Origin of the sequence: Methylophaga thalassica (assembly GCF_030159795.1) — a bacterium.
Taxonomy (GTDB): domain Bacteria; phylum Pseudomonadota; class Gammaproteobacteria; order Nitrosococcales; family Methylophagaceae; genus Methylophaga; species Methylophaga thalassica.
The window spans coordinates 722,328-746,182 of sequence record NZ_BSND01000005.1; the positions used below are offsets into that span (position 1 = coordinate 722,328).

Here is a 23,855-nt window from a genome sequence, read left to right on the forward strand (position 1 = left end):
TGACTCTGGATTGCCAGTCTGGTTCCTGAATTAGTCGCGTGGCGGTGGTGCCAGAACTTCACGACTACCATTACCCTGCATGGCGGATACAACCCCAGCCGCTTCCATCGCCTCGACGATTCGAGCTGCACGGTTATAACCAATTTTCAACCTGCGTTGAATACCTGAAACCGATGCCCGGCGACTTTCCACCACTATCTGCACGGCCTGATCATAGAGAGGATCTGACTCAGCATCACTTGGATCACCAATCGCACTATCGCCGTCATCACTGCTCTGATCCTGAGTGATTTCTTCAAGATAATTGGGTTGTGAGTTTTTCTTTAAGTGCTCGACCACGTTATGTACTTCATGATCATCAACAAACGCTCCATGAACACGTTCAGGAAGTCCGCTACCTGGCGGTAAGTAGAGCATATCGCCCTGCCCTAAAAGTTGCTCAGCGCCCATTTGGTCAAGAATCGTACGTGAGTCAATTCGCGATGACACCTGGAATGCCATCCGTGTTGGAATATTGGCTTTAATCAAGCCGGTAATAACATCCACAGAAGGTCTTTGTGTTGCCAGAATAAGGTGAATACCGGAAGCCCGTGCTTTTTGCGCTAAGCGTGCAATCAATTCTTCGACTTGTTTACCGACCACCATCATCATGTCAGCAAGCTCATCAATGATCACCACAATAAACGGTAATGGCTCTAAGGTAGGTCCTACCTCACCGGGCTCAACATCAATGGTCGGATCTTTAATCGGTTCACCACGTTCAATCGCATCTCTGACTTTTTTGTTGTAACCAGCAATATTTCGCACACCCAAAGCAGCCATTAATGGGTAACGACGTTCCATTTCAGCCACACACCAACGCAAGGCATTAGCGGCTTCTTTCATATCGGTCACGACAGGCGCTAATAAATGCGGAATATCTTCATAGATAGATAATTCCAGCATTTTCGGATCGACCATGATCATACGCACATCATCAGGAGTGGCTTTATATAACAAACTCAGAATCATGGCGTTCACGGCGACTGATTTACCCGACCCTGTTGTCCCCGCCACCAATAAATGCGGCATTTTTTCTAAGTTAGCGACTACCGGACGGCCGGCAATATCTTTACCCAAGGCCATCATCAGCATTGACTTGCTATTTTCATACTCTTCACAGGACAGAATTTCACGCAGGCGAACAATTTCCCGACTCTCATTAGGGATTTCTAAGCCCACCACTGGTTTGCCTGGAATCACTTCAACAATCCGAACACTACTGATGGAAAGTGCTCTCGCTAAGTCTTTCGCAAGTCCACTGATGCGGCTGACTTTAATACCTGGAGCGGGCTGCAACTCAAAGCGGGTCACCACCGGCCCTGGCTGAACTTCAACAACCTGAACTTCCACGCCAAAGTCTTTCAGTTTTAACTCAACCTGACGTGACATCGCCTGCAATACTTCTTCACTATAGGCCTGCTTACTGGGTTGAGCCATATCCAATAAAGCCAGTGCCGGCATGCCTGGCGCATCAGGCGTTTCGAATAAAGGCACTTGTTTTTCTTTTTCTTCGCGTTTGCTTGGCTCTTTTTTCTCTATGACAGGCTCAATACGTACTTTTGCCTTATGCTGTAACTTTTCTTTCTGCTGCAAGAAGGTTTCTTCGCGTTTTTGACGAGTGCGCTTAGCATCCAGTTCTTCTCTGATTTCACGTAACCAGCGGGCCACGTGAATAGCTACGACCATCGCCATAGCACCGAGCTTATCAATGACCATCAACCAAGACAGTCCGGTAAAAAGCGTGACTCCGGTCAGTAACACCGCCAGCAATAATAAACTGGTGCCAGAAGCACCAAACACTGACTCAAATCCATGCCCAACGACTTCACCCAGCACACCACCAGCACCTAATGGTAATAAAGCAGCATAGTCAGTCAGACTCAAGCTGGAGAGACCACTGGCGGCAGCTAAAGCCATCAATAAACCCACCATTTTTAATACCCAGAAATGCAACGCATCTTCGGTATCAGCACGTTTACCCCAGCTAAATAATAACCAACCACTGAAGCCAATCATCAGTGGCGATAAATAGGCGGGAAAACCAAAGCCATACAGCAATGCATCGGCTAACCACGCACCAACAATGCCACCACTATTGGCAATAACATCATCGGTTCCGGTAGTTGACCAGCCTGGATCAGTCGGTTGGTAAGACCATAAAGACAACAGTAAGTATGCCGCTATTGCGACTGACAAAATCAGTGCTGCCTCACGCAGACGGAAGCCGACTGCGCCAGAGTTGAGTTCTTGTTTCTGCTTGTCATTTACACGTGTCGACTGTGTCACTGTGATATTTCCAACCCTGCCAATAAATTAACGCTTGATTTTAACACAGCTTTTGAAGTTAGATGCTTGTCCAAAATCATTGCAATGGTTACTCTAACCATAGATATCTTATAACTCTCTTGGAGGCACCTCTTATGGCTGACAGCAAACACTGTCGTTTACTGATTTTAGGCTCTGGTCCTGCGGGCTACACTGCTGCGGTTTATGCAGCCAGAGCAGCATTAGAGCCCGTATTGATTACCGGCATTGAACAAGGTGGACAATTAACCACGACCACCGATGTTGATAACTGGCCGGGTGATGATGAAGGTGTCCAGGGACCAGAACTCATGCAGCGGATGCAACGTCATGCTGAACGTTTCGGTACGGATATCATCTTTGATCATATCCACACGACTGATTTATCTCAGCGTCCATTTCGTTTGATTGGTGACGCGGGTGAATATACAGCCGATGCCTTAATCATCGCGACAGGCGCCTCTGCAAAATACTTAGGTATGGAGTCTGAAGAAGCGTTTAAAGGTCGTGGTGTTTCTGCTTGTGCAACTTGTGATGGTTTCTTCTACAAGGGTCAGCATGTCGCTGTTGTTGGTGGTGGCAATACGGCTGTTGAAGAAGCGTTATATCTATCGAATATTGCCTCAAAAGTGACTGTTATTCACCGTCGTGACTCCTTTCGTTCCGAAAAGATTTTATCGAATAAACTGCTGAAAAAAGCAGAAGAAGGTAATGTCGAAATCTTATGGAACCATACACTTGATGAAGTATTAGGTAACGATTCTGGTGTCACTGGCATCAGGGTGAAAAGTACAGAAGATGGTTCAACTCAGGAAGTCCCGGTTCTCGGTGTGTTTATTGCGATTGGTCACCAACCTAACACCGGGATATTTAAAGGCCAGTTAGAGATGGAACATGACTACATCATTCTCAAAAAAGGCACTCAAACCAGTGTCCCTGGCGTGTTTGCTGCTGGCGATGTATCCGATCCTATTTATCGTCAGGCGATTACATCTGCTGGCGCCGGCTGTATGGCAGCATTAGATGCAGAACGCTTTTTGGATAATGATTAAATAATACGATTGGGGGCTTAACCAGCCCCCTTTTTCATGAGGGAATAACATGAAATATCAGCATATTTTGATTGCAACGGACTTTTCAAAACAAAAAGATATGATCTGTGCAAAAGCGCGTGAACTCGCTGAACAGCATCAGGCAAACCTCAGCATCTGCCATATTATTGAAGACTTTCCTCTGACCGACTTTGCTTATGAACCAATGATAAGCGTCGATATCGATATGCGTGATGCCCTATTGGAATCTGGTAAAAAACAACTGGCGACGCTGGCTGAAAGTTTATCGATTCCTGTAAATCAGCAGTGGGTTGAATTAGGCACGCCAGGACATGACATCGTCCGTGTTGCTGACGAAAATAATGTTGATCTGATTATTGTTGGTTCACATGGTCGACATGGCTTTAAGCGCCTTTTGGGCTCAACAGCTAATGCGGTACTTCATCACGCTCACTGTGATGTTCTCGCTGTCAGACTTAAGGACGACTAATCGTTGAAATCATCCAACCTGTTGAGCACGGTAAAATTACCGGGCTTTATGAGCTTTATTGCCGTGGCTTTTATCAATGCGATGGTTGATCTTGGTCATAAGATTATTATTCAAAATACCATTTTCAAAATTTATGATGATCAAACGCAGGTTGCGCTGACTGCCGTTGTTAACGGACTTATTCTTTTACCCTTCATCTTTTTATTTACATCGGCAGGCTTTCTGTCAGATCGCTTTTCCAAACCCTCTATCATGAGAATCTCGGCTTTCTCAGCCACCATCATTACCCTGTTAATAACATTGGCTTACTATCAAGGATGGTTTGTTTTCGCCTTTTTCATGACATTGATACTTGCCATCCAGAGTGCAATTTATTCTCCAGCAAAGTATGGCTATATCCGCCAACTAGGCGGTGATGCTCACTTATCTCCTGCCAATGGTTTTATTCAGGCAACCACGATTGTTGCTATCTTAACCGGTATTATTGTCTTTACCGTATTATTTGAATGGCTTCTGCTCGATCAGACCTATCATAATGAAGCCAGCTTAATCAGACACATTGCTCCTGCCGGTTGGCTTTTGGTGATTTTATCTGTTGTGGAATGGCGATTGGCTTGTCGCTTAGCTGATATCAACATTGCATCTACTTCACATCAATTTCCCTGGAAAGATTACGTAAAAGGTCATTTACTGAAAACCAATGTGAAACAGCTAAAAACAAACCCCATTATTTGGTACTCCGTGCTGGGGTTATCGTTTTTCTGGGGGATTTCGCAAACCTTTCTTGCCGTATTCCCTGCTTTTGCAAAAATCGTCCTGGCTGAAAATAACACGATGATTATTCAAGGACTACTGGCTTGCTCTGGCATCGGCATCGTTGTTGGCTCTATGGTCGCTGGAACCGGAGAAAAAGGCCATATCAAAACATCTTTTATCCCTGTCGGTGCTGTCGGGATGAGTCTCATTCTTTTTATTATTCCTGCATTACATACTGTTTCAGCATTTGCGGCGGCGATTTTTAGCTTTGGGCTTTTTGGTGGCCTGTTTATTATTCCGTTAAATGCGCTTATTCAGTTGCATTCCCCCGAGCAACATTTGGGTACCATACTGGCTGGTAATAATTGGGTACAGAACATTGTCATGACCGCATGTCTTGTCATTACTTTCATCGCAGCTCAAGCCATGTTGTCCAGTAAATTGATATTAATGGCTTTGCCCATCATCACATCACTGTTGGCTTGTTTCGTGTGGCAACGCAGTAAACAAGCACGATATACTTGACTTAATTAGAGAATTAGTGAATTCTCTTGGACAGTTGCCTATATGGATACCAGCACGTGAGTAAAACATTGTCGTTTCCCCCCGTCTATAAACACGAGTTTCAACAGGCCTCAGAAAACTTACGCCAAAGTCTATTACTGGCGAACCGCCACAAAACCCCCATCACCCCTGTGAACTATGCGGTTTGGTATGAATACGTCTCGGGCGATAATCAGGCTTTGATGAACAGCATTGATACCCGTTTAAAGAAAAATGAAGCAATTACCTCAGAAGTCACGCAATATCTTTATGAAAAATATGTATTAATGGGGATGCCTGAACGGCTTAATAATACCAATAATGGCCTAAAACTCGTTGTTGATAATACTCTGGAAAACCTGAGTAAGGTGGAAGCAACCGCTTCTCAATGCAGCCAGGGTTTAATGCAAAGCCAGGCACAACTCGAAACCTGTAATGATATTGATGAACTCAAAACGCTGGTCAACCAGATCCTGATAAACACACAACAGATTAGCAGCAGCAGTGGCGAACTGAAGAGTGAGTTAACACGCTCAACAGAAGAGATTATGAAACTGCGGCAAGAATTGGAAAGCGTAAAAGAAATGGCGAGAACAGATAGTCTGACCGGACTATTAAATCGTGGCGCCTTTGACAATGAGCTGCAATATTTATGCAGCAAAGGTTACAGTTTCTCGCTTGTATTATTTGATATCGATAATTTTAAACGCTTAAATGACAGCTTTGGGCATCTATTGGGTGATAAGGTGCTACAGTTTTTTGCTTCTCTATTAAAAAATCAGTGTAATGATATTCATTTGGCCGCACGTTTCGGAGGGGAAGAAATGGCCATGATATTCATGCATTCCAGTCTCGAAGAGACGTTTATGATTACAGAGAGCATTCGTGAAAAATTTTCTGAAAGCCGACTGAAGAAAAAAGGCAGTAATGAATCTATTGGCCAGGTAACCGTTTCAGCAGGCATCAGTAGCTACCAAGACAAGGATAGCCCGATTAGTTTAATTGAACGCGCCGATCAAGCGCTTTATCGCTCGAAAACGGGCGGTCGTAATCAGGTAAATTTTATTTAAAATGGTAAAACGTCGAATTTAAATAATCGATCACAGTGCGTTTTTGTTGTTCAGTCCATGTGACATCAGCCGCTTTGACACAATAAGAGACCCTTTTCTCAAGTCCCGCCAGAGTTTTCACTGTCTTATCGGTTCGACTATAAAGCTGATAAGGATCCCCGCCTCCAAGGGAAGCATGACACTGCAAACAAGCAGTATCATGCAACTGTTTACCATCAGCAAACACAATACTGCTTAATAATATTCCGCTAGCAAAGACAATTATTTTTTGCCACATCTCAGGCAGAATTCGTTTGTAAGTGAGCGATCCGCATTGCTGCAGGAGGATGCGAGTCATAAACAGCAGAAACTAGCGGATCAGGTGTTAAGGTACTGGCATTTTCCTTATACAAAGCTACTAGTGCAGCAATCAAATCATCAGCACTTGATACTGAGGCGGCATAGGCATCTGCCTCATACTCATATTTACGAGACAATGAAGTCATCAGCGGATGTAAAAAGAACATAAATACAGGAATAACTAACATGAACAAAGCCAAAGCCATGGCATTTGATTGCTGGCTGACACCCAAACCTCCATAAAACCATGTCTGATTAGATGCCCAGCCAAGAAGCGCCAGGCCGATCAGACTAATCACCGCCATAACCACCATATTTTTCACCACATGCTTACGACGGAAATGACCTAATTCATGGGCAAGAACCGCTTCGATCTGATCTTCATTCAGTGTGTTAAGTAAAGTATCAAAAAAGACGATACGTTTATTACTCCCCAACCCTGTGAAGTAAGCATTGCCATGACCACTGCGGCGTGAGCCATCCATCACAAAAATACCCTGGCTTTTAAAACCGCATCGCGCTAATAGATTTTCTACCCGTTGCTGTAAAGCAGCATCATCCAGCGGTGTAAATTTATTAAATAGCGGTGCAATAAAAGCGGGATAAGCCCACATCATAAATAAGGCGAAACCAATCCATGCCGCCCACAGATACAACCACCATAACTCACCGGTGCTTTGCATCATCCACAGTGCCACCCAAATCAGTAAAGCGCCCATGATCAGCGTTAATAGTGTTTGCTTAATAAAATCTGAAAAAAACAATGCGGGTGTATTACGGTTAAAGCCAAATTTATCTTCTAAAACAAAGGTTCTGTAATAAGAAAAAGGTAAATCTAATAACGATCCAATAACAATAAAGCTCAATAAAAACAGAACGCCCGTCAGCATGGACGACAATCCCAGACCATCCCAAGCATTAGAAAGTAATGCCAGACCACCGCCAAATGTCCATGCCAGGAGAATAATCACGCCATAGATATTTTCTTTACGTCCAAACCGACCTTTCGCCACGGTATAGTCTGCGGCTTTTTGGTGAGCACTCAGACTGATTTGATCCTCAAACGCTTTAGGAACCTTATCGCGATGGGCCTGAACGTGTTTACCTTGCCGCATTGATAACCAGAGTTCCGTTGCCGTCATCAAAAACAAAGCCGCTAAAAATATCCAGCTAAATTCGTTCATAAATTTATGTCCAATTTGAATCTTTATAAAATGTCATGCAGAGTAGCCTTTGATACAATCTGTGGCAAGTTAGTTCAATCAGTCCAAACCCAACTCAACAAAAAGACGGAGATCATGGCCAAAAGTAAAAATAATCTCATCTGGATCGACCTGGAAATGACCGGTCTTGATACCAATAATGACTATATCATTGAAATTGCCACCATTGTGACAGATGCACAACTCAATGTCTTAGCTGAAGGCCCTATTTTAGCCATTCATCAGGATGATGCCATATTAAATGGTATGGATGAATGGAATACTCGCCAACATGGCAAATCTGGTCTGGTTGAACGTGTTCGCAACAGCTCGCTCAACGAGGCTGAAGCCGAACAACAAACCATCGAGTTTCTGAAGAAATACGTTCCTGCCGGTGTCTCACCCATGTGTGGTAACAGTATCTGCCAGGATCGTCGTTTTCTGGCGCGCTGCATGCCAGAACTCGAAGCTTACTTTCACTACCGTAATCTTGATGTGAGCAGCCTGAAAGAACTGGCTCGCCGCTGGGCGCCAAAAGTGGAAAAGAGTTTCAAAAAACGGTCTTCCCATCTGGCAATGGATGATATCAAAGACTCCATTCGTGAGCTGGAACACTATCGAGAATATTTCATCAAGCTTCCCGAAGCCGAATAAACACAGTTCACATTGATTTCACAGATAGCGCGACAAGCTATCTGTGAAATTATTTAGTGAACCATTGTGACCCATAATAAAGCCACTCTTCCTCGTAAAATCTGCCCTGTCTGCCAACGTCCTTTTAGCTGGCGTAAGAAATGGCAACGCGACTGGGACAATGTTATTTATTGCTCACAACGCTGTCGTCGTCATCCTCGCTCATCACTATTAGCCTATGACTAAACTGAGCAGTTTCCCCGAACACATGATTCTATTGGACTGTGAGACCACAGGTGGTCGTGCCAGTCACGATCGCATTACAGAAATAGGTTTGATCGAAGTTATTGATGGTGAAGTGAAGGATAAATGGCAAAGCTTAATTAATCCTCAGCGGCCGATTCCTCCCTGGATAAGCAAAATCACCGGAATTGATGATGCGATGGTGATTGATTCACCCACATTTGATGAGATTGCCAGTGAATTGTACGAACGATTGCAAGGCACGATTCTGGTCGCCCATAACGCACGTTTTGACTACAGTTTTTTGAAGCAAGAGTTCAAACGTGCTGGTTATGATTATTCTGCAAAAACCTTATGCTCTGTAAAACTGAGCCGGCGGGTCTATCCACAGCATCAGGGCCATAGTCTGGATAAAATCATCCAGCGTCATCAGATTGCTATTCCTGACAGACACCGCGCCATGGCCGATACCGATGCCATCCTGTCTTATTTCACAATTATTCAGCAACAAGTTGATGAAATACTGATACAACAGAGCATCGCCGAGATATTAAAACGCCCCAGTCTGCCCAGTCATTTAGATAATCAGCTCATACAAAAATTGCCAGAAAGTCCAGGGGTATATCAGTTTTATGACGAAAGTGGCGCACTCCTCTACATTGGAAAATCCGTCAATATCAGAGAACGTGTGCTCAGTCACTTTTCTGCCGATCACAGACATCATAAAGAACTGGATATCAGTCAGCAGTTGCATCATATTGACTGGATAGAAACACCCTCCGACTTTGGCGCGCAGTTGCTGGAAAACAGTTATATCAAACAAACTTCACCGCGTTATAACCGTCGCCAGACGAAGATAAAAAAACTGTACCAAATCAGCAGAACAATTAACAAAGAAGGTTATGCTGAATTAGATGTCATTCTGGCCGATATGACAGCTGCCTCTGATATCACTAGCAAATACGGTTTATTTCGCAGTAAAAAACAGGCTCAAACAAAATTACTGGCCTTAATTATGCAATATAAATTGTGTCAACGTCTCTGCCATATTGAAAAGAAATCGTCAGGCAGCTGTTTTGCTTACCAACTAAAAAAATGCCTGGGAGCGTGTTGTGCTAAAGAGCCAGCACAGCGCTATAACCTGCGTGTTGATATGGCCTTGAGTCATATCAAAAATCAACAATGGCCTTGGTCAACGGCCATCATCGTTGCAGAACAATCAACATCAACACAGTCTGATGTCACTCACTATCATCTTATCGACCAATGGTGTTATTTGGGGCAAGTGGATAAACAAAGTGAGCCACAAACCTATTTAACGAATCAGCAGGGCCCGATATTCTTTGATATCGATACCTACAAGATTTTATTACGGTTTTTGACTCCCGCTAAAGCCGCTAACTTTCCTTATCTGACAATTCATCCCCTGGAACATCAATCACCTATCATCATGGATGGTTGGGGTTAACGGTCATGAGACTCAATCTTATTCTGGGTGATCAACTTAACTGGGACAGTCTCATCTGGCAGGATATTGATCAGAAAAATGATATTTTCTGGATGGCCGAAATATCGCAAGCCTCACTGCAGCCGCCCTCCAATAAACAACGCAGCGTAGTGTTCCTGTCAGCCATGCGCCACTTTGCCGAAGACATACAGAAAAAACATTTTCAGTTGCTTTATTCCCCCATTACCGATGATTTAAGCTCGTTCACTGATGCCCTCAAAAAAACCTTTACTGAACATAAGATAGATCGAGTTCGCTGCGTGCTCCCCGGTGATTACCTGGTGATGCAGGAAATTGAACACGCGGTTAAGCATCATCAGCTAGAGATAGACTGGTTAAAAGACGTACACTTTATCGCTAAACGGGGAGAATTCAGTCACTGGTTAAAACAACGTAAAAAGCCCACTATGGAATACTGGTATCGTCATTTGCGAGAGTCACGCCAAATCTTGATAGATAATGGCAAACCACAGGGCGGCCAATGGAATTTTGATAAATCAAACCGGCAAAGTTTTTCCAAACAAGGTCCCGATGTCATTAAGGAAAGTCCTAATTACGGCATTGATGAGATCACACAAGATGTCATCGATACGATAAAAAAAGACTTCTCTCAATTGCCCGGCACTATCGATACTTTTAACTGGCCAGTGACCCGTCGCCAGGCCTTGATTCAACTACGGCATTTTATTGATCATTACCTGCCTTTTTTTGGTGATTACCAGGATGCCATGTGGACTGAACAGCCTTTTTTGTATCATGCCCGACTCTCCGCCAGCCTGAACCTTAAATTACTGCAACCGCAGGAAGTTATTGAGGCCGCTGAACAAGCCTATAAAAATAACAAAGCCCCGCTTAATGCCGTTGAAGGCTTTATTCGACAAATATTGGGTTGGCGTGAATATATTAGGGGGCTGTACTGGGCATATAGAAAAGACTGGCTTCAGTTTAATGCACTCAAGTCCGAGCGTGATTTACCCGATTTCTATTGGACAGCAGACACCGATATGCAGTGTTTGCATCAAGCCATAAAACAAGTGCTTGATCATGGTTATGGTCACCATATTCAAAGGCTAATGGTGACAGGTTTATTTGCCTTGCTATGGCAAGTTCATCCGAAACACATTCATCACTGGTACCTTGGCATGTATGTGGATGCGGTCAGTTGGGTCGAGGTGCCGAATACGATCGGTATGAGCCAATATGCGGATGGCGGCATCGTTGGCAGTAAGCCTTATATTGCCAGTGGCGCTTATATCAACCGCATGTCGAATTATTGCCAGCATTGTCCGTTTGATCCGAAACAAGCTTCTGGTGATAAAGCCTGTCCTTTTACTACACTGTATTGGTATTTTATTGATCAACATAATGAGCTTATCAGCCATAACCCTCGGCTTGCGATGCAAGCGAAAAACTGGGCAAAAAAATCAAACAGCGAACAACAAGCCATCCGTGAACGGGCCGAATGGCTATTTCAACATCTCGATACAATGAACAAGGAAGCCTAATGTCAGCATCACAATTAGTCTGGTTAAGAAATGATCTGCGTTTAGATGATAATCCAGCTATTGCACAGGCCCAGCAACTTGGCGATATTCAGGTTCTTTTTATTGCCACCGCCAAACAATGGCGACAACATGATGAGTCTGATGCCAAATTAGGGCTAAAAGCGGCCTCGATCAATGATATTTGCCAGAATCTTGCCAAGAAAGGCATAGCGTTCACGTTGATAGAGGTTGATTATTTTGCTGATGTAGCAGACGCTTTACTGGCTTTTTGCCAGCAAAATAAAATTGAGGCGGTGTGGTTTCAGCAGGAAACAGCTTTGGATGAAAGCCGTCGGGATGAACAGGTCAGTCAGACATTATTAGAAAACCATATCGAATGCCATGCACTAGAATCAGATTTACTGGTGCCGGTGCCGGTGCTTACTCAAAAGGAGGAACCTTATAAGGTATTTACCCCCTATTACCGAAGCTGGCGAACGCTTCTTGAAGACCGAGCCCGGCCACCTTATGACGAACCAGCCAAACAAGGTAAAGCTATTAAGGTAAAAAACATCAATCCTGACTGGGCTGGCAAATACCGTGACGATTTATGGCTCGCTCAAGAAACTGAAATCCTGCAAAAGCTTCAACAGTTTTGTCAGAAAAAACTCAAAGCCTATCCGGATAAACGCGATTATCCGGCGATGCCAGCAACAAGTACTCTGTCACCTTATTTAACGCTGGGACGAATCGGTCCAAGACGGTTATTACATACCATTCAATATTATTGTGCAGAGCAGAACCTGCATTGGCAGGATAATGACTGGTTAAGAGAGCTCGCCTGGCGCGACTTTTACCGGCAGTTACTGATCCACTTTCCTGAGTTAAATAAAGAAAAACCCTTCAAGCCAGAAACAGAAAATCTGGTGTGGAATGATAGTGAGTCAGCGTATAAGGCCTGGTGTGACGGCAACACGGGCTTTCCCATTGTCGATGCTGCCATGCGTCAATTAAATCAAACCGGCTGGATGCACAACCGTTTACGAATGATCGTCGCCAGCTTTTTAACCAAACTCTTATTTATTGACTGGCGTCAGGGCGAAAAATATTTTATGCAAACCCTTATTGATGGTGAATTTGCGGCGAATAATGGGGGCTGGCAATGGAGTGCATCCACCGGCTGTGATGCGGCACCGTATTTCAGAGTCTTTAATCCTCAGCGACAATCAGAAAAATTTGATCCTGATGGTGAGTTTATCCGGCGGTTTGTACCGGAGCTAAAATCACTGTCTGCAAAACAGATACATTCGCCAACGTCAGCACAACGAAAAGAGTTTGGTTATCCAGAGCCCGTTGTGGATTACAAAAAAGCCCGACAAGAAGCGATATCAGCGTTTGATGCATTAAAGTAACGGCAAAACAATCACTCTAAGTATTTGATATTCGTTTGATTTAACATATGATTCGCTTATGTTCTATGGTGAATCAGACGGTTATATTGATCCATCTCTGCCGAAGCTGGATCCAAAAGCACTAACCCAATTACAACAACAAGCGGCGAAGGATCTGGCAAAACGTACCATTCCTGGTGGTGTAATTGTATTGCTAGCCTTGCTTATTTCAGCGTATTACTCTCCCATCATTGATGATGCCCCGCTTTTTACCTACGTCTTATTCGCTTTTATGGGTATCGTTTTTTTATGTCGCTTGTATGTCGTGCTTTCATTCTTAAAACAACCGCAAGCACTGGATAAATGGCTAAAACAACTGTTTGCTGTCTTTTTTATTTCCGCGACCACATGGGGTATCTATGTCGCGGTATGCCTTTATCTCTATCAAACCTTGTTTACCAATATGGTGATTCTGATGTTTACCATCGGGATTGGTGCGGGCGCATTAACCAGTTTATTTATATGGAAACGTCTCGCTCAGATGTATTTGTGCATGATATTTCTGCCTATCATTTTGTCCACAGTGCTTAAATGGAACTTAAGCACCATCAGCATATTGTTTGGGCTGGTTTCATATATGATTTTTTTGCTGCTACAGGCAACCCGTGCTAACGCAGAGTACTGGCAGTCACTCTATTTAACCAAAATTCTTCAGCAACAAACTTCTGAGCTTATGATGGCAAAAGAACAGGCTGAAACAGCCAATCGTGCCAAAACAGAGTTTTTATCCAGCATGAGTCATGAGTTAAGGACCCCCCTTAACGCCATATTAGGCTTCACTCAACTACTCGCCACCGATCCTAAAATGCCGCTTCGTTCTCAGCAGGCTGAAAGTCTTGATCATATTATGGTAGCAAGCAAACACTTACTAACATTAGTCAATCAAGTGCTCGATCTGGCAAAAGTCGAAAGTGGCCATCTGGATTTGACGCTCAAGCCGACAAATATTGGTGCCATCGTCGCCGATTGTATCTCGCTCGTAGACACACTGGCTAAGCAGAAGCAGATCAAGTTTGTGATCGCCGACGATCCGGCGGTATTTGTCTATGCTGATCCCATGCGTTTAAAACAAATCCTAATCAATTTACTCAGTAATGCCATCAAATATAATCGTCAGGAAGGCCGTTTAATGCTCGAATACAAAAAGCAGGCGGATTCACTTCGTGTGCTGGTTATTGACACCGGGCCAGGTATTTCCCATGAAAATCAACGATTACTGTTTTCAAGTTTTTCTCGGTTGGGACAAGAAAATTCGACCACTGAAGGCAGTGGTGTAGGCCTGGTCATCACCAAAAAACTCATTGAGGCAATGGGTGGACGAATTGGCTACCAAAGTAAAGAACAGCTTGGCTCGACCTTTTGGTTTGAACTCCCATTAGCAAGCAATGCCGAGTCCTGATCACTGCTTCAGCGCAACAACTAATAATTTCAGTTCTTCACTAATAGTTGTTAAGCCTTTTCCAGACTGACCAATACCCTCAATATGTTGATTCACATCAATGGAGCTTGATTTAATCTGCTCTGCAGCTCTGGCAATATCATCAACAGTCGCAGTTTGCTGTTGGGTGGCCACAGCAATCGATGAATTCATTTGTGTGATGTTATCCATTGCAGAAACAACGGGTGCCATGGCGAGATTTGCTTCGTCAGTCTGTGTCGCGCATCGTTTCGCAGCAGAACTCTGGCGGCCAATAATATTTGTCGCCTCAGCACCTGAACTGGTGAGTTGCTCAATGATGGCTTTGATTTCTTCTGTTGACTCCGTGGTTCTCGATGCTAGCAATCGAACTTCATCTGCCACAACGGCAAAACCTCTGCCATGCTCACCAGCTCTGGCGGCCTCAATAGCGGCATTTAATGCCAATAAATTGGTTTGTTCTGCAACACTCTGAATCACTTCCAGTACAGAGTGAATATTTTGACTGTTTTGTTCCAAGCGATGAATAACCGCTTCTGCATCGAGTAGATCCTTAGCTAACTGTTGCGTTGCGTTTGATGCTTCGCTGAGTTTATGCCGGGCAGAATGTGTTGCCTCGTTTGCTTGCATAACATGCTCTGATGCATCTGTTGCATTATTGGCGACCTCTTTAAAAGAGTATGACAACTGCATCACGGCAGTAGCCACTTGATCGGTACTATGCTGCTGTTGCTGTGTAAGAGTGGATGTCGCCTTTGATTCTTCTTGCAAAGATCGACTCGCATCAATCAATGTCTGAGCCTGGTGATCTAATTTATCTATCAAGTCGCCAAGATAGTGCTGAAGGTGAAGTGCTGCCTCGACCACTGAGTTGGTTTCAGCAAAAGCGAGTTCAGATGCCAGACTCTGCTGATAATGGCCATTGAGCATGGCTTTAAAAAAGGTATCGAGTTTAAGCAAAAACCGCATCAGACGACTCTGCATGACAAACTGCAGACAAAGGGCCGGAACAATAAAGAGTCCAGCAAATAAAATCATCCATTGCAAACGCTGAGTGATATCAGCTTTTATCTGACCTATATGCGCTTCATACGTTGCCAGCCTTGCTTGAAACGCTAGCATTTTCTGGTTTAACGCTTCTCTACTGACTGTCACTTGCTGTTGCATAGCCAAAGTATTGTTAAGTTCTTTTTCGTAACGCTGAGTCAGACTTTGCAATGACGAGATACTGAGATCACCTAACTCATCAGGTTCTTCAGGTATTAATGCTTCTTCATCGACTTCTGTGTAGACGCCAAAACGCGGCATCGCTTTTAATTGATTAACGAGGCCAGCAAAATGTTGATTTTCGTCTAATAAGCTTTTCTCAATCGCCTTATCCTGAGTCTCAAAATAACGTTGACGATAAAGTGAAATTTGATTCAGGCTATGCTCAAGCTCTACCAACACTTGAAGAAAATCAGCAATCTGTGATGCAGGGGGGGCTTCTGCTTTTTCCGCATATCGGTTCAAACTCAGCAAGTCACCGTTACGTTCGCGTTCATTATTCATCAATAAAGTTTGTGGATTAGCTGAGAGTTTGCCTGCAGAGCGCACCTGCTGCACTTCTGCTTGTAATGCGTCGATGCCTTCTTGAATCGCGCTATTATCTGACTCGCTTAACCAATCAAACGTCTTTGCTTTCATGGTATCGAGCTGATTTTCTGCATCCTGTAATAAATTAGCCTGTCCTGAAGCCAGGTAACGCTCAAGCAAAATCCGTGTATCTATGTCAAAGGCATTGCGATACTGCTTGAATTCCTGAGTAATTTGATAAGGTTTATCCAGTTGGTACCATCCCCATACGGCCACAGCAGATGACAGAATAAGTGCAAAAACAATAACAAAGGTAATCAGACGGGAAACAAACGATAACTTCACTTAACTTCTCAGCAGTCAAAAACGTGCTGAGTTTAAAGTGCTTCAATGACAGCTTTATGACACCTGATGCTGTTGTAACGCCCAGTCAATGTGTTCCTGCACCATATCTGACACCTGATTTGAGCGGCTCTGTAATGCCTCAATAACTGACTGGCTCGTTTTCGCATTCCCTAAAGCAACCGCAATATTTCGTAACCAGCAATCATAGCCAATTCGCCGTATCGGACTCCCTTCCAGACGAGATAAAAAAGTGTGCTCTGACCACATAAACAGGTCAACAAGCTGAGGTGCATCTAAACCATCGCGGGGTAAATAGTCTGATTCCGTGGTGGCCTGTGCATATTTGTTCCAGGGACAAATCAACTGGCAGTCATCACAGCCATAAATTCGATTGCCCATTAAAGGTCGAAACTCTTCAGGTATGGCGCCATGTAACTCAATCGTTAAATAAGAAATACAGCGACGCGCATCCAGTTCATATGGGGCAACAATGGCTTGCGTTGGACAGATATCAATACAAGCTGAACAACTGCCACAATGAGCAGAAACAGACTGCGTCGCCGGTAGCGGTAAATCGGTATAAATCTCGCCTAAAAAGAAGTAAGAACCGTGATCACGATTAAGTACATTGGTATGTTTTCCTATCCAGCCGAGTCCAGCCTTTTCGGCAATGGCTTTTTCCATGACCGGCGCGCTATCTGTAAATACCCGATAGCCAAACTCACCGACCTCTTTTTGAATATGCTCGGCCAGTTTTGCGAGACGTTTTCGCATCAATTTATGATAATCACGGCCAAGGGCATAACGTGATACAAACGCCTTTTCACTGTCATTAATCACCGACCACGGTTCGGCTGCTTGCCCTGGCCAATAATCCATTCTGACACTGATAACACTAAGTGTTCCCTCGACTAGCTGTGCTGGGTGTGTGCGCTTACTCCCATGCTTTTCCATAAAGGTCATCTCGCCATGAAAACCTTTTTCCAGCCAGTTCTGTAACTGCTTATCGGCTGCAGACAAGTCAAGATCACTGACGCCCAATGCCTGAAAACCAAGCGAGCGCGCCCAACGCTGCATACGCACAATAAAATCTTGCCAGTTGATATCACTGTTTTGTTTGTCCATGAACCTATTATAAGCTGTCAGCATTGAATGACAGGACTCATCTTATGCACACACTGCCGGACAATTTATATACAGCAGCGCAAACCCGTGAAATTGATCGCAGCATCATTGAAGATCATCACATTAGCGGTAGCGAACTGATGTCGCGTGCGGCAAAAGCCGCTCTGGATATTTTGGTCAAAACCTGGCCTCGGACCAAATACATCATCGTGCTGTGTGGTGCCGGTAATAATGGTGGTGATGGTTACGATCTCGCGCATCAAGCCATTAATCAGGGTTTCAATGTCGATGTTATCGAACTGGGTAATCCCGATAAAATGAGTGAAGAAGCTTTGAAGGCCAGGCAAGGCTTTTTGAGCACGGGCCAACAAGCACAACCATTTAATGGTGACATCAAGGACGCTGACGTCCTCGTTGATGCCTTATTTGGTACAGGCTTGGATCGCCCGGTCACTGGAGAGTATGCAAAAGCGATTGAAGCCGTGAATGCTAAGACCCACACTCCGGTGTTATCTATCGACATCCCTTCCGGTCTGAATGCGGATACTGGAAAGATTATGGGAGTAGCGGTTCAGGCTGATGTTACCGTTAGTTTTTTAGGCTTGAATCAGGGCTTGTTTACTGGGGATGGACCTAATCTATCTGGCTGCATTTATTTTAATGATTTGGATGCACCGGATACGGTATACGAAACAATTCCTACTGCAACCAAACTGGCTCTGTTCGAACATTATCAGTCACTTCTAAGCCCGAGAGCACGCTCAGCCCATAAAGGAGACTTTGGGCATTTACTGGTTGTGGGTGGTAATCAGGGAATGTCAGGTGCAGCCAGGATTTGTGCAGAAGCTGGCGCGCGAACAGGGGCGGGGCTTATTAGCATTGCGACACATCCTGAACATGCCAACTGGTTAAATATTGACCGCCCGGAGTTAATGGTTAAAGCCATTCATTCAGTTGATGACTTAACATCGCCATTAGCGAAAGCATCAGTGATAAGTTTTGGACCGGGACTGGGCCAAAATGCATGGTCTGAAACCTTATTTAACACACTTATCAATACAGATAAGCCGATGGTCATTGATGCTGATGCCTTAAATTTATTAAGTCAGCATCCCCATAACAAGCCCAATTGGATACTCACGCCCCATCCAGGTGAAGCAGCCAGGTTACTCGGCACCAACAGCAGTGAGATAGAAGCCGATCGCTTTCAGGCAGTTAAACAAATTCAACAAAAATATGGCGGTGTGGTCGTGCTTAAAGGCGCCGGCACACTGATTTGTGATGGTCAAACAACGCTAGTCTCAACCGCGGGCAACCCAGGTATGGCAAGTGGTGGTATGGGAGATGCCTTGACCGGCATTATCGGCGGATTACTCGCGCAGAAAATGTCACTCTTTGACGCCGCCAGCCTTGGTGTCATACTTCACGGTATGGCAGCCGACAGAGCGGCTAAAGAACATGGAGAGCGAGGATTACTGGCATTAGACTTATTACCTCACCTCCGCCACCTGTTGAACTCAAAATAAGAAAATAACGTGCATAGATACCTCGACAACGAACAAGCTACGCTTGATTTAGGCAGAGAACTCGCCTTAGTTGCGCCTGCCCAGCTTTTTACTATCCATCTTGAAGGTGAACTCGGCGCCGGGAAAACCACCTTTACCCGCGGCTTTGTGCAGGCTTTAGGTCATCAGGGCAATGTCAAAAGCCCGACCTATACCCTGGTTGAGCATTATCAGCTCAATAACCGTGATATTTATCATTTTGATTTATACCGGCTGAGTGACCCAGGTGAACTCGAGTTTATGGGCATCGATGACTATTTCCACACAAATGCCATTTCACTGATCGAGTGGGCTCAACGGGGTCAGGATTTTTTACCGCCACCCGATCTGATGATTCAATTGACGTATCAATCCAAAGGAAGACAGGTCGATATTCAAGCGATGACAGCTTTGGGTGAAGAAGTCTGTGGAAAACTTCACAAATAGTTCAACTTTCCTTTGTATCTCATTTATTTAGAAAGAAAACTTGATTTTAATTTTAAGCAAAGAGAAAATAACCCCCAAGTGATCATAAGGGTGTTGAGATGGTCCGTCTCCTGCTAAGTTTTTTTCTACTATATGTTTCAGTGCCTGCTTTGGCTGATGCGATTCAAGGTCTTCGTGTATCTGCTGATAACCAGAGTGCCCGTTTAGTCTTTGATCTTGATAATAAAGTCAGCTACAAAGCGTTTACATTAGCTAATCCTGATCGTCTGGTCATCGATTTGAAAGGCTTTCAGCAACGCGACAAATTAACCATACCATCGTTAATTAATACACCGATTAAAGCCGTGCGTTATGCCGCATATGATCAAAACACACTGCGCGTCGTCTTGGATTTAGCACATGAAGTGCAATATCAGGTTCAGTCCTTACCGCCACAAAAAGATTATCCGAACCGTTTAGTCGTCGATTTAAGCTATACAAACGCCCAGCTCAAACAATCCATTGCTGCAGTCAAAGATGAAGCGTTGAATAAGCCTGCTGCCACCGTGACAAATAAAGTTGAACAACAACAAAAAATCATTAAAACCAATAAAATTCTGCCGCGAAGGGACATCATTATTGCCATCGACCCCGGCCATGGCGGCCAGGATTCAGGCGCATTAGGTCCTCATGGCACCAAAGAAAAAGACGTTGTCCTGTCTATTGCCAAAAAGCTTGCCTACCTGGTGGATAAAGAACCGGGAATGCGTTCTTACCTGACACGAGACAGTGATGTATTTATCAGCTTAAGACAACGTATTCGTCGTGCCCGCGAAAATGGCGCCGATATGTTTATTTCTATCCATGCTGACGCCTTCACTAACCGCAATGCCAGAGGTTCTTCGGTTTATGTGCTATCCAGCCGCGGTGCCAGTAGTGAGGCTGCTCAAATCCTTGCTGACCGCGAGAATGCGGCTGACTTAGCAGGTGGGATCAGTCTGGAAGATAAAGACGATTTATTAGCGTCGGTGTTACTCGACCTTTCTCAAACGGCGAGTTTGGAAGGCAGTCTGGAAGTCGCTGAAACCGTATTATCCGGTCTAAAACGCGTAGGGCATGTACACAAAAAGCATGTAGAGTCCGCAGCCTTTGTGGTGCTCAAATCGCCTGATATCCCTTCTATTCTGGTTGAAACAGCGTTTATTTCTAATCCGGAAGAAGAGCAGAAACTGAAAAATGCTAACCATCAAAATAAACTGGCACATGCGATGATGGTCGGCATTCGTAATTATTTTCAAAAAAACCCCCTGCCAGGAACCAGTATGCCGCAGCAACATATTGTGAGCCGTGGTGATACTCTAAGCATGATTGCTCAGCGCTATCAGGTCAAAATGGCAGACATTAAATCAGTCAATAATCTGGCCTCATCCGAAATTCAAATTGGTGATGTGTTAAAAATCCCCTAAACCTCTTTGAATCCATACGTTAAACTCTAGCGTATGAACGAAACCAGAATTCACGCTCTCCCACTTCATTTAGCCAATCAGATTGCGGCTGGTGAAGTCGTTGAGCGTCCCGCTTCCGTACTCAAAGAGCTTGTTGAAAACAGTATTGATGCCGATGCAAGCCAAATTGATATCGTCATTGAAGGCGCGGGAAGCCAACTGATTAAAGTCACCGATAATGGCAGTGGCATTCACCCTGAAGACTTAGCTTTAGCCTTAAGTCGTCATGCCACCAGTAAATTACATAGCAGCGAACAACTCAGCGTGATCGGTAGCTTAGGCTTTCGTGGTGAAGCATTACCCAGTATCGCTTCAGTGACGCGTTTAAGCCTCACATCCAAGCAAGCCGAACAAGACTGTGCCTGGCAAGTGCGTTCAGATCAGTTACAGCCAGAGCCAGCAGCTCATCCAGATGGCACCACCGTTAGTGTCGCGGAACTGTTTTTTAATTTACCGGCACGTCGTCGTTTTCTGCGAAGCAATAAAACCGAGCTTCACCATCTTATTACCACCTTCTATCGACTCGCATTAAGTCGCTTTGATATTGGTTTCAGTGCCCGTTTTGATGAACAGACTTCGATTAAATTACCTGCACTCAAGTCAGCTGATACGTACTCACAAAGACTGGTAAAAATCTGTGGTCAGGCCTTTGTTCGTGATGCCAACTACCTGGAACAGTCTTTTGAAGACATTCATTTATCTGGTTGGGTCAGCAAAGCCTCTGCCCACCGAGCTCAAACCGATGTGCAATATTTCTTCATCAATGGCCGTGTGATCAAGGACCGGGTGATTAATCATGCCATTCGTCAAGCCTATGGCGAATTGCTGCCATCTGGTCGCCAGGCAGCTTATGTTTTATACCTGACCATGCCGTTAGACCGTGTTGATGTCAATGTTCATCCAACCAAGCATGAAGTCCGTTTCAGAGATGCACGTTTAATCCATGGGCTTATCAACAAGGCAATTCAGGAAGCACTACAAGAAACTAAAGAAGAAAATAGTCGTCAGACGGAATTAACGCTGCCAGAAAATATACACATCAATGAGCAGGCGTCGACATATCAGGCAGAAACAACAACGATAGAAAAATCGGCCAGTCTTAAAAATAAGATGACGGTTCGAGCTGACTGGTCAGCCGCATCGATTTTACATAACCGTTTTATTGTTGTTCATGCTCCAGAACCGGCGCTGATTGATCTGCAACAAGCGGACAAACGTATTCGCCAACAACAGTTTAAGCAAGCTATTCACAACAACACTGTGAGCTCCAGGCCGATTCTAGTCCCTCTTTGTTTTCCGCTGTCCGTCTCAGACATCAATAAATTCCAGAATTTTAAAACCCGTTTATCTTCTTATGGCATTGAGTTTGAAGTGGATGACACTTCGCTGACAATTAAACGTATTCCATTTCTTTTATCGCAAGTCGCCTTGCCTGATTTAGTTAGCCGCTTAGCAGCAATACTCGATGACAAAAGCAGCGATAGTGACGCGTTAATCACCGATGAACTGATACGCTTAATACCGGATAATCCGATCCATAACCTTGAACAGGCAAAACCGATTATCGAACAGGTACTCAGTAATAGCATTGAAAAAACACAGTGCTATCGTAAACTTGATCCCAGCTTACTGACTGGCTTATTCTCATCTTCATAATAATGACATAACTTCAGAGAGAACTATTATGGCTAAGTCTGCTCGTTCAGCCCCATCCCTTGTCCCGGCTATTCTTGCCTTAATCGTACTGGTCGGATTGGCGTATTTACTTTTTGCTGACTTACAACCCTCCCGCACCGAGCACACCGTTTCGCCCCCGATTGAAATTGAAGATCCGCAAATAGAAGAAGTCACCATCGAACCTGTTGCACCTCCCGAAGATCAACAAGCGATTACTGAGAAAGAAGCTGAACAATTTGTTGACCACCTGGGTAGTAAAGCTGTCACGCTGGATGGCAAACAGGGTGAGTTCGTCCGTAAAGACGGTACGATTGTGATTCCAAAAGTAGAAAAACGTGACACAACTATCGGTCAGCTACTAGCCGATAAAAGCCTTAGTCCTGACACCCCTGTCACCATCGAATACACCGAGACCGAAAAACAACAGACGACCATACAGGCACTTGATGACAGCACTGAAGATAAAAACACGATTGTCACCATAGAAAAAGCTGACGGCAGCCAGCAACAAAGCCCATTGATAGATTTAATAAACGATAATAATGTCGATAAAAATGCACAAATTACCGTGATTAACAAACAGCCCATTCAGAAAAAAACCACGATTGGTCAATTATCACAATCCGAACTCTCCCCCAAGCAGGCCATTCACGCAGAAATCGATCGCGGCTCTATCGAGTTGTCAGTGAATGATATTGTCAAATCCGGAGGTTTGGATGACAACGCATTGTTTTACCTGCATCGCGTTACCGAAGCCGATCGTCAGGGATTATGGGGCATTATTCAGTCAGGTTTGATTCAGCGTTTTCGCCAGGGCCTAACCCTTGAAGGCATAGGCATTAATAAAGATTTGGTCCGAGTCACCATTCCTGCTGATGCCGATGAACCTTTACCCACCGGCCTAAGCTCATTTCTTGGCAAGATACTGAATAATAAAGTGGAATCCAGCTACATCTATAACTACACCACCAGCACGATGGGGCATAATCCGGATCTTATCTATCCTGGACAGCAACTGATTTTGATTCACTTCTCCAATGATGAGTTAAAACAAATCTATCAATTCTTTGCTGATCAACGAAACGAACAAGCAGAAACGTTTGCTATTCACTGATGATTTTAGAA

The 23,855-nt window shown here is 44.4% G+C and carries 20 protein-coding genes; 15 read left to right on the forward strand and 5 right to left on the reverse strand.

Features of this window, described 5'->3' with window-relative positions; all coding sequences use genetic code 11:
• Window positions 1-30: 30 nt before the first annotated feature.
• Complete coding sequence (locus QQL60_RS10650; RefSeq protein WP_273178631.1) at window positions 31-2,328, reverse strand: DNA translocase FtsK; 2,298 nt, start codon at window positions 2,326-2,328, stop codon at window positions 31-33.
• 134 nt (window positions 2,329-2,462) lie between these two features.
• Here QQL60_RS10650 and trxB point away from each other — a divergent pair, with 134 nt between their 5' ends.
• The 4 genes from trxB to QQL60_RS10670 are packed head-to-tail and all read left to right on the forward strand — an operon-like array spanning window position 2,463 to window position 6,257.
• The gene (gene trxB / locus QQL60_RS10655; protein ID WP_007146995.1) at window positions 2,463-3,398 is read left to right on the forward strand and encodes a thioredoxin-disulfide reductase; all 936 of its coding nucleotides are present in this window, start codon (window positions 2,463-2,465) and stop codon (window positions 3,396-3,398) included.
• Between the two features lie 49 nt (window positions 3,399-3,447).
• On the forward strand, window positions 3,448-3,888 hold the full coding sequence (locus tag QQL60_RS10660; RefSeq protein WP_284452137.1) for a universal stress protein: 441 nt from the start codon (window positions 3,448-3,450) through the stop codon (window positions 3,886-3,888).
• A gap of 3 nt (window positions 3,889-3,891) precedes the next feature.
• Window positions 3,892-5,169, forward strand: coding sequence for an MFS transporter (locus QQL60_RS10665; RefSeq protein ID WP_284723281.1), 1,278 nt, complete (start codon window positions 3,892-3,894; stop codon window positions 5,167-5,169).
• A gap of 56 nt (window positions 5,170-5,225) precedes the next feature.
• Window positions 5,226-6,257: a diguanylate cyclase gene (locus tag QQL60_RS10670; protein WP_284723282.1), complete on the forward strand. Its 1,032-nt coding sequence runs from the start codon at window positions 5,226-5,228 to the stop codon at window positions 6,255-6,257.
• On the opposite strand, the gene QQL60_RS10675 is transcribed toward QQL60_RS10670, so the two are convergent.
• A complete protein-coding gene (locus QQL60_RS10675; RefSeq protein WP_284723283.1) occupies window positions 6,250-6,534 on the reverse strand; it encodes a c-type cytochrome in 285 nt (94 codons plus the stop codon). The two genes, QQL60_RS10670 and QQL60_RS10675, sit on opposite strands and share 8 nt — an antisense overlap.
• A 1-nt stretch (window position 6,535) precedes the next feature.
• Entirely contained in the window at window positions 6,536-7,780 is a 1,245-nt protein-coding gene (locus QQL60_RS10680; protein WP_284723284.1) for a M48 family metallopeptidase, read from the reverse strand.
• 114 nt (window positions 7,781-7,894) lie between these two features.
• Between QQL60_RS10680 and orn the strand changes: the two genes are divergently transcribed.
• The 6 genes from orn (at window position 7,895) to QQL60_RS10710 (ending at window position 14,515) form a co-directional block, all read left to right on the forward strand.
• Window positions 7,895-8,452 carry an oligoribonuclease gene (orn, locus tag QQL60_RS10685; RefSeq protein WP_007147001.1) on the forward strand — a complete coding sequence of 186 codons (558 nt, stop codon included), beginning with the start codon at window positions 7,895-7,897 and terminating at the stop codon, window positions 8,450-8,452.
• Window positions 8,453-8,518: 66 nt separating this feature from the next.
• Window positions 8,519-8,677 (forward strand): DUF2256 domain-containing protein, encoded by a 159-nt coding sequence (locus QQL60_RS10690; protein WP_007147002.1) that lies wholly within the window; start codon window positions 8,519-8,521, stop codon window positions 8,675-8,677.
• Complete coding sequence (locus QQL60_RS10695) at window positions 8,670-10,142, forward strand: exonuclease domain-containing protein (RefSeq protein ID WP_284723285.1); 1,473 nt, start codon at window positions 8,670-8,672, stop codon at window positions 10,140-10,142. The genes QQL60_RS10690 and QQL60_RS10695 overlap by 8 nt, the downstream gene beginning before the upstream one ends.
• A 5-nt stretch (window positions 10,143-10,147) precedes the next feature.
• Window positions 10,148-11,686 (forward strand): cryptochrome/photolyase family protein, encoded by a 1,539-nt coding sequence (locus QQL60_RS10700; RefSeq protein WP_284723286.1) that lies wholly within the window; start codon window positions 10,148-10,150, stop codon window positions 11,684-11,686.
• Window positions 11,686-13,077, forward strand: a complete 1,392-nt coding sequence (gene phrB / locus QQL60_RS10705) for a deoxyribodipyrimidine photo-lyase (protein ID WP_284723287.1) — start codon at window positions 11,686-11,688, stop codon at window positions 13,075-13,077. The genes QQL60_RS10700 and phrB overlap by 1 nt, the downstream gene beginning before the upstream one ends.
• A gap of 58 nt (window positions 13,078-13,135) precedes the next feature.
• Complete coding sequence (locus tag QQL60_RS10710; protein ID WP_284451687.1) at window positions 13,136-14,515, forward strand: sensor histidine kinase; 1,380 nt, start codon at window positions 13,136-13,138, stop codon at window positions 14,513-14,515.
• Here QQL60_RS10710 and QQL60_RS10715 read toward each other — a convergent pair whose 3' ends face one another.
• The gene (locus QQL60_RS10715; RefSeq protein WP_284723288.1) at window positions 14,516-16,453 is read right to left on the reverse strand and encodes a methyl-accepting chemotaxis protein; all 1,938 of its coding nucleotides are present in this window, start codon (window positions 16,451-16,453) and stop codon (window positions 14,516-14,518) included.
• 54 nt (window positions 16,454-16,507) lie between these two features.
• Window positions 16,508-17,578: a tRNA epoxyqueuosine(34) reductase QueG gene (gene queG / locus QQL60_RS10720; RefSeq protein WP_284723289.1), complete on the reverse strand. Its 1,071-nt coding sequence runs from the start codon at window positions 17,576-17,578 to the stop codon at window positions 16,508-16,510.
• Window positions 17,579-17,622: 44 nt separating this feature from the next.
• Between queG and QQL60_RS10725 the strand changes: the two genes are divergently transcribed.
• The 5 genes from QQL60_RS10725 to QQL60_RS10745 all read left to right on the forward strand — a co-directional run bounded on the left by QQL60_RS10725 (window position 17,623) and on the right by QQL60_RS10745 (window position 23,844).
• Complete coding sequence (locus tag QQL60_RS10725) at window positions 17,623-19,104, forward strand: NAD(P)H-hydrate dehydratase (RefSeq protein ID WP_284451685.1); 1,482 nt, start codon at window positions 17,623-17,625, stop codon at window positions 19,102-19,104.
• Between the two features lie 9 nt (window positions 19,105-19,113).
• On the forward strand, window positions 19,114-19,569 hold the full coding sequence (gene tsaE, locus QQL60_RS10730; RefSeq protein WP_007147010.1) for a tRNA (adenosine(37)-N6)-threonylcarbamoyltransferase complex ATPase subunit type 1 TsaE: 456 nt from the start codon (window positions 19,114-19,116) through the stop codon (window positions 19,567-19,569).
• A gap of 98 nt (window positions 19,570-19,667) precedes the next feature.
• Window positions 19,668-21,014, forward strand: a complete 1,347-nt coding sequence (locus QQL60_RS10735; RefSeq protein WP_040576642.1) for an N-acetylmuramoyl-L-alanine amidase — start codon at window positions 19,668-19,670, stop codon at window positions 21,012-21,014.
• A gap of 33 nt (window positions 21,015-21,047) precedes the next feature.
• On the forward strand, window positions 21,048-22,709 hold the full coding sequence (mutL, locus tag QQL60_RS10740) for a DNA mismatch repair endonuclease MutL (RefSeq protein WP_284451684.1): 1,662 nt from the start codon (window positions 21,048-21,050) through the stop codon (window positions 22,707-22,709).
• Between the two features lie 28 nt (window positions 22,710-22,737).
• Window positions 22,738-23,844, forward strand: coding sequence for a hypothetical protein (locus QQL60_RS10745; RefSeq protein ID WP_284723290.1), 1,107 nt, complete (start codon window positions 22,738-22,740; stop codon window positions 23,842-23,844).
• Window positions 23,845-23,855: the final 11 nt, after the last annotated feature.

Bases quoted from the DNA above. Each gene is read 5' to 3' on its own strand.
- trxB (WP_007146995.1), top strand. From the start codon at position 2,463: ATGGCTGACAGCAAACACTGTCGTTTACTGATTTTAGGCTCTGGTCCT.
- QQL60_RS10660 (WP_284452137.1), top strand. From the start codon at position 3,448: ATGAAATATCAGCATATTTTGATTGCAACGGACTTTTCAAAACAAAAA.
- QQL60_RS10675 (WP_284723283.1), bottom strand. From the start codon at position 6,534: ATGTGGCAAAAAATAATTGTCTTTGCTAGCGGAATATTATTAAGCAGT.
- QQL60_RS10680 (WP_284723284.1), bottom strand. From the start codon at position 7,780: ATGAACGAATTTAGCTGGATATTTTTAGCGGCTTTGTTTTTGATGACG.
- orn (WP_007147001.1), top strand. From the start codon at position 7,895: ATGGCCAAAAGTAAAAATAATCTCATCTGGATCGACCTGGAAATGACC.
- QQL60_RS10695 (WP_284723285.1), top strand. From the start codon at position 8,670: ATGACTAAACTGAGCAGTTTCCCCGAACACATGATTCTATTGGACTGT.
- QQL60_RS10700 (WP_284723286.1), top strand. From the start codon at position 10,148: ATGAGACTCAATCTTATTCTGGGTGATCAACTTAACTGGGACAGTCTC.
- phrB (WP_284723287.1), top strand. From the start codon at position 11,686: ATGTCAGCATCACAATTAGTCTGGTTAAGAAATGATCTGCGTTTAGAT.
- QQL60_RS10710 (WP_284451687.1), top strand. From the start codon at position 13,136: ATGTTCTATGGTGAATCAGACGGTTATATTGATCCATCTCTGCCGAAG.
- queG (WP_284723289.1), bottom strand. From the start codon at position 17,578: ATGGACAAACAAAACAGTGATATCAACTGGCAAGATTTTATTGTGCGT.
- QQL60_RS10725 (WP_284451685.1), top strand. From the start codon at position 17,623: ATGCACACACTGCCGGACAATTTATATACAGCAGCGCAAACCCGTGAA.
- QQL60_RS10735 (WP_040576642.1), top strand. From the start codon at position 19,668: ATGGTCCGTCTCCTGCTAAGTTTTTTTCTACTATATGTTTCAGTGCCT.
- mutL (WP_284451684.1), top strand. From the start codon at position 21,048: ATGAACGAAACCAGAATTCACGCTCTCCCACTTCATTTAGCCAATCAG.
- QQL60_RS10745 (WP_284723290.1), top strand. From the start codon at position 22,738: ATGGCTAAGTCTGCTCGTTCAGCCCCATCCCTTGTCCCGGCTATTCTT.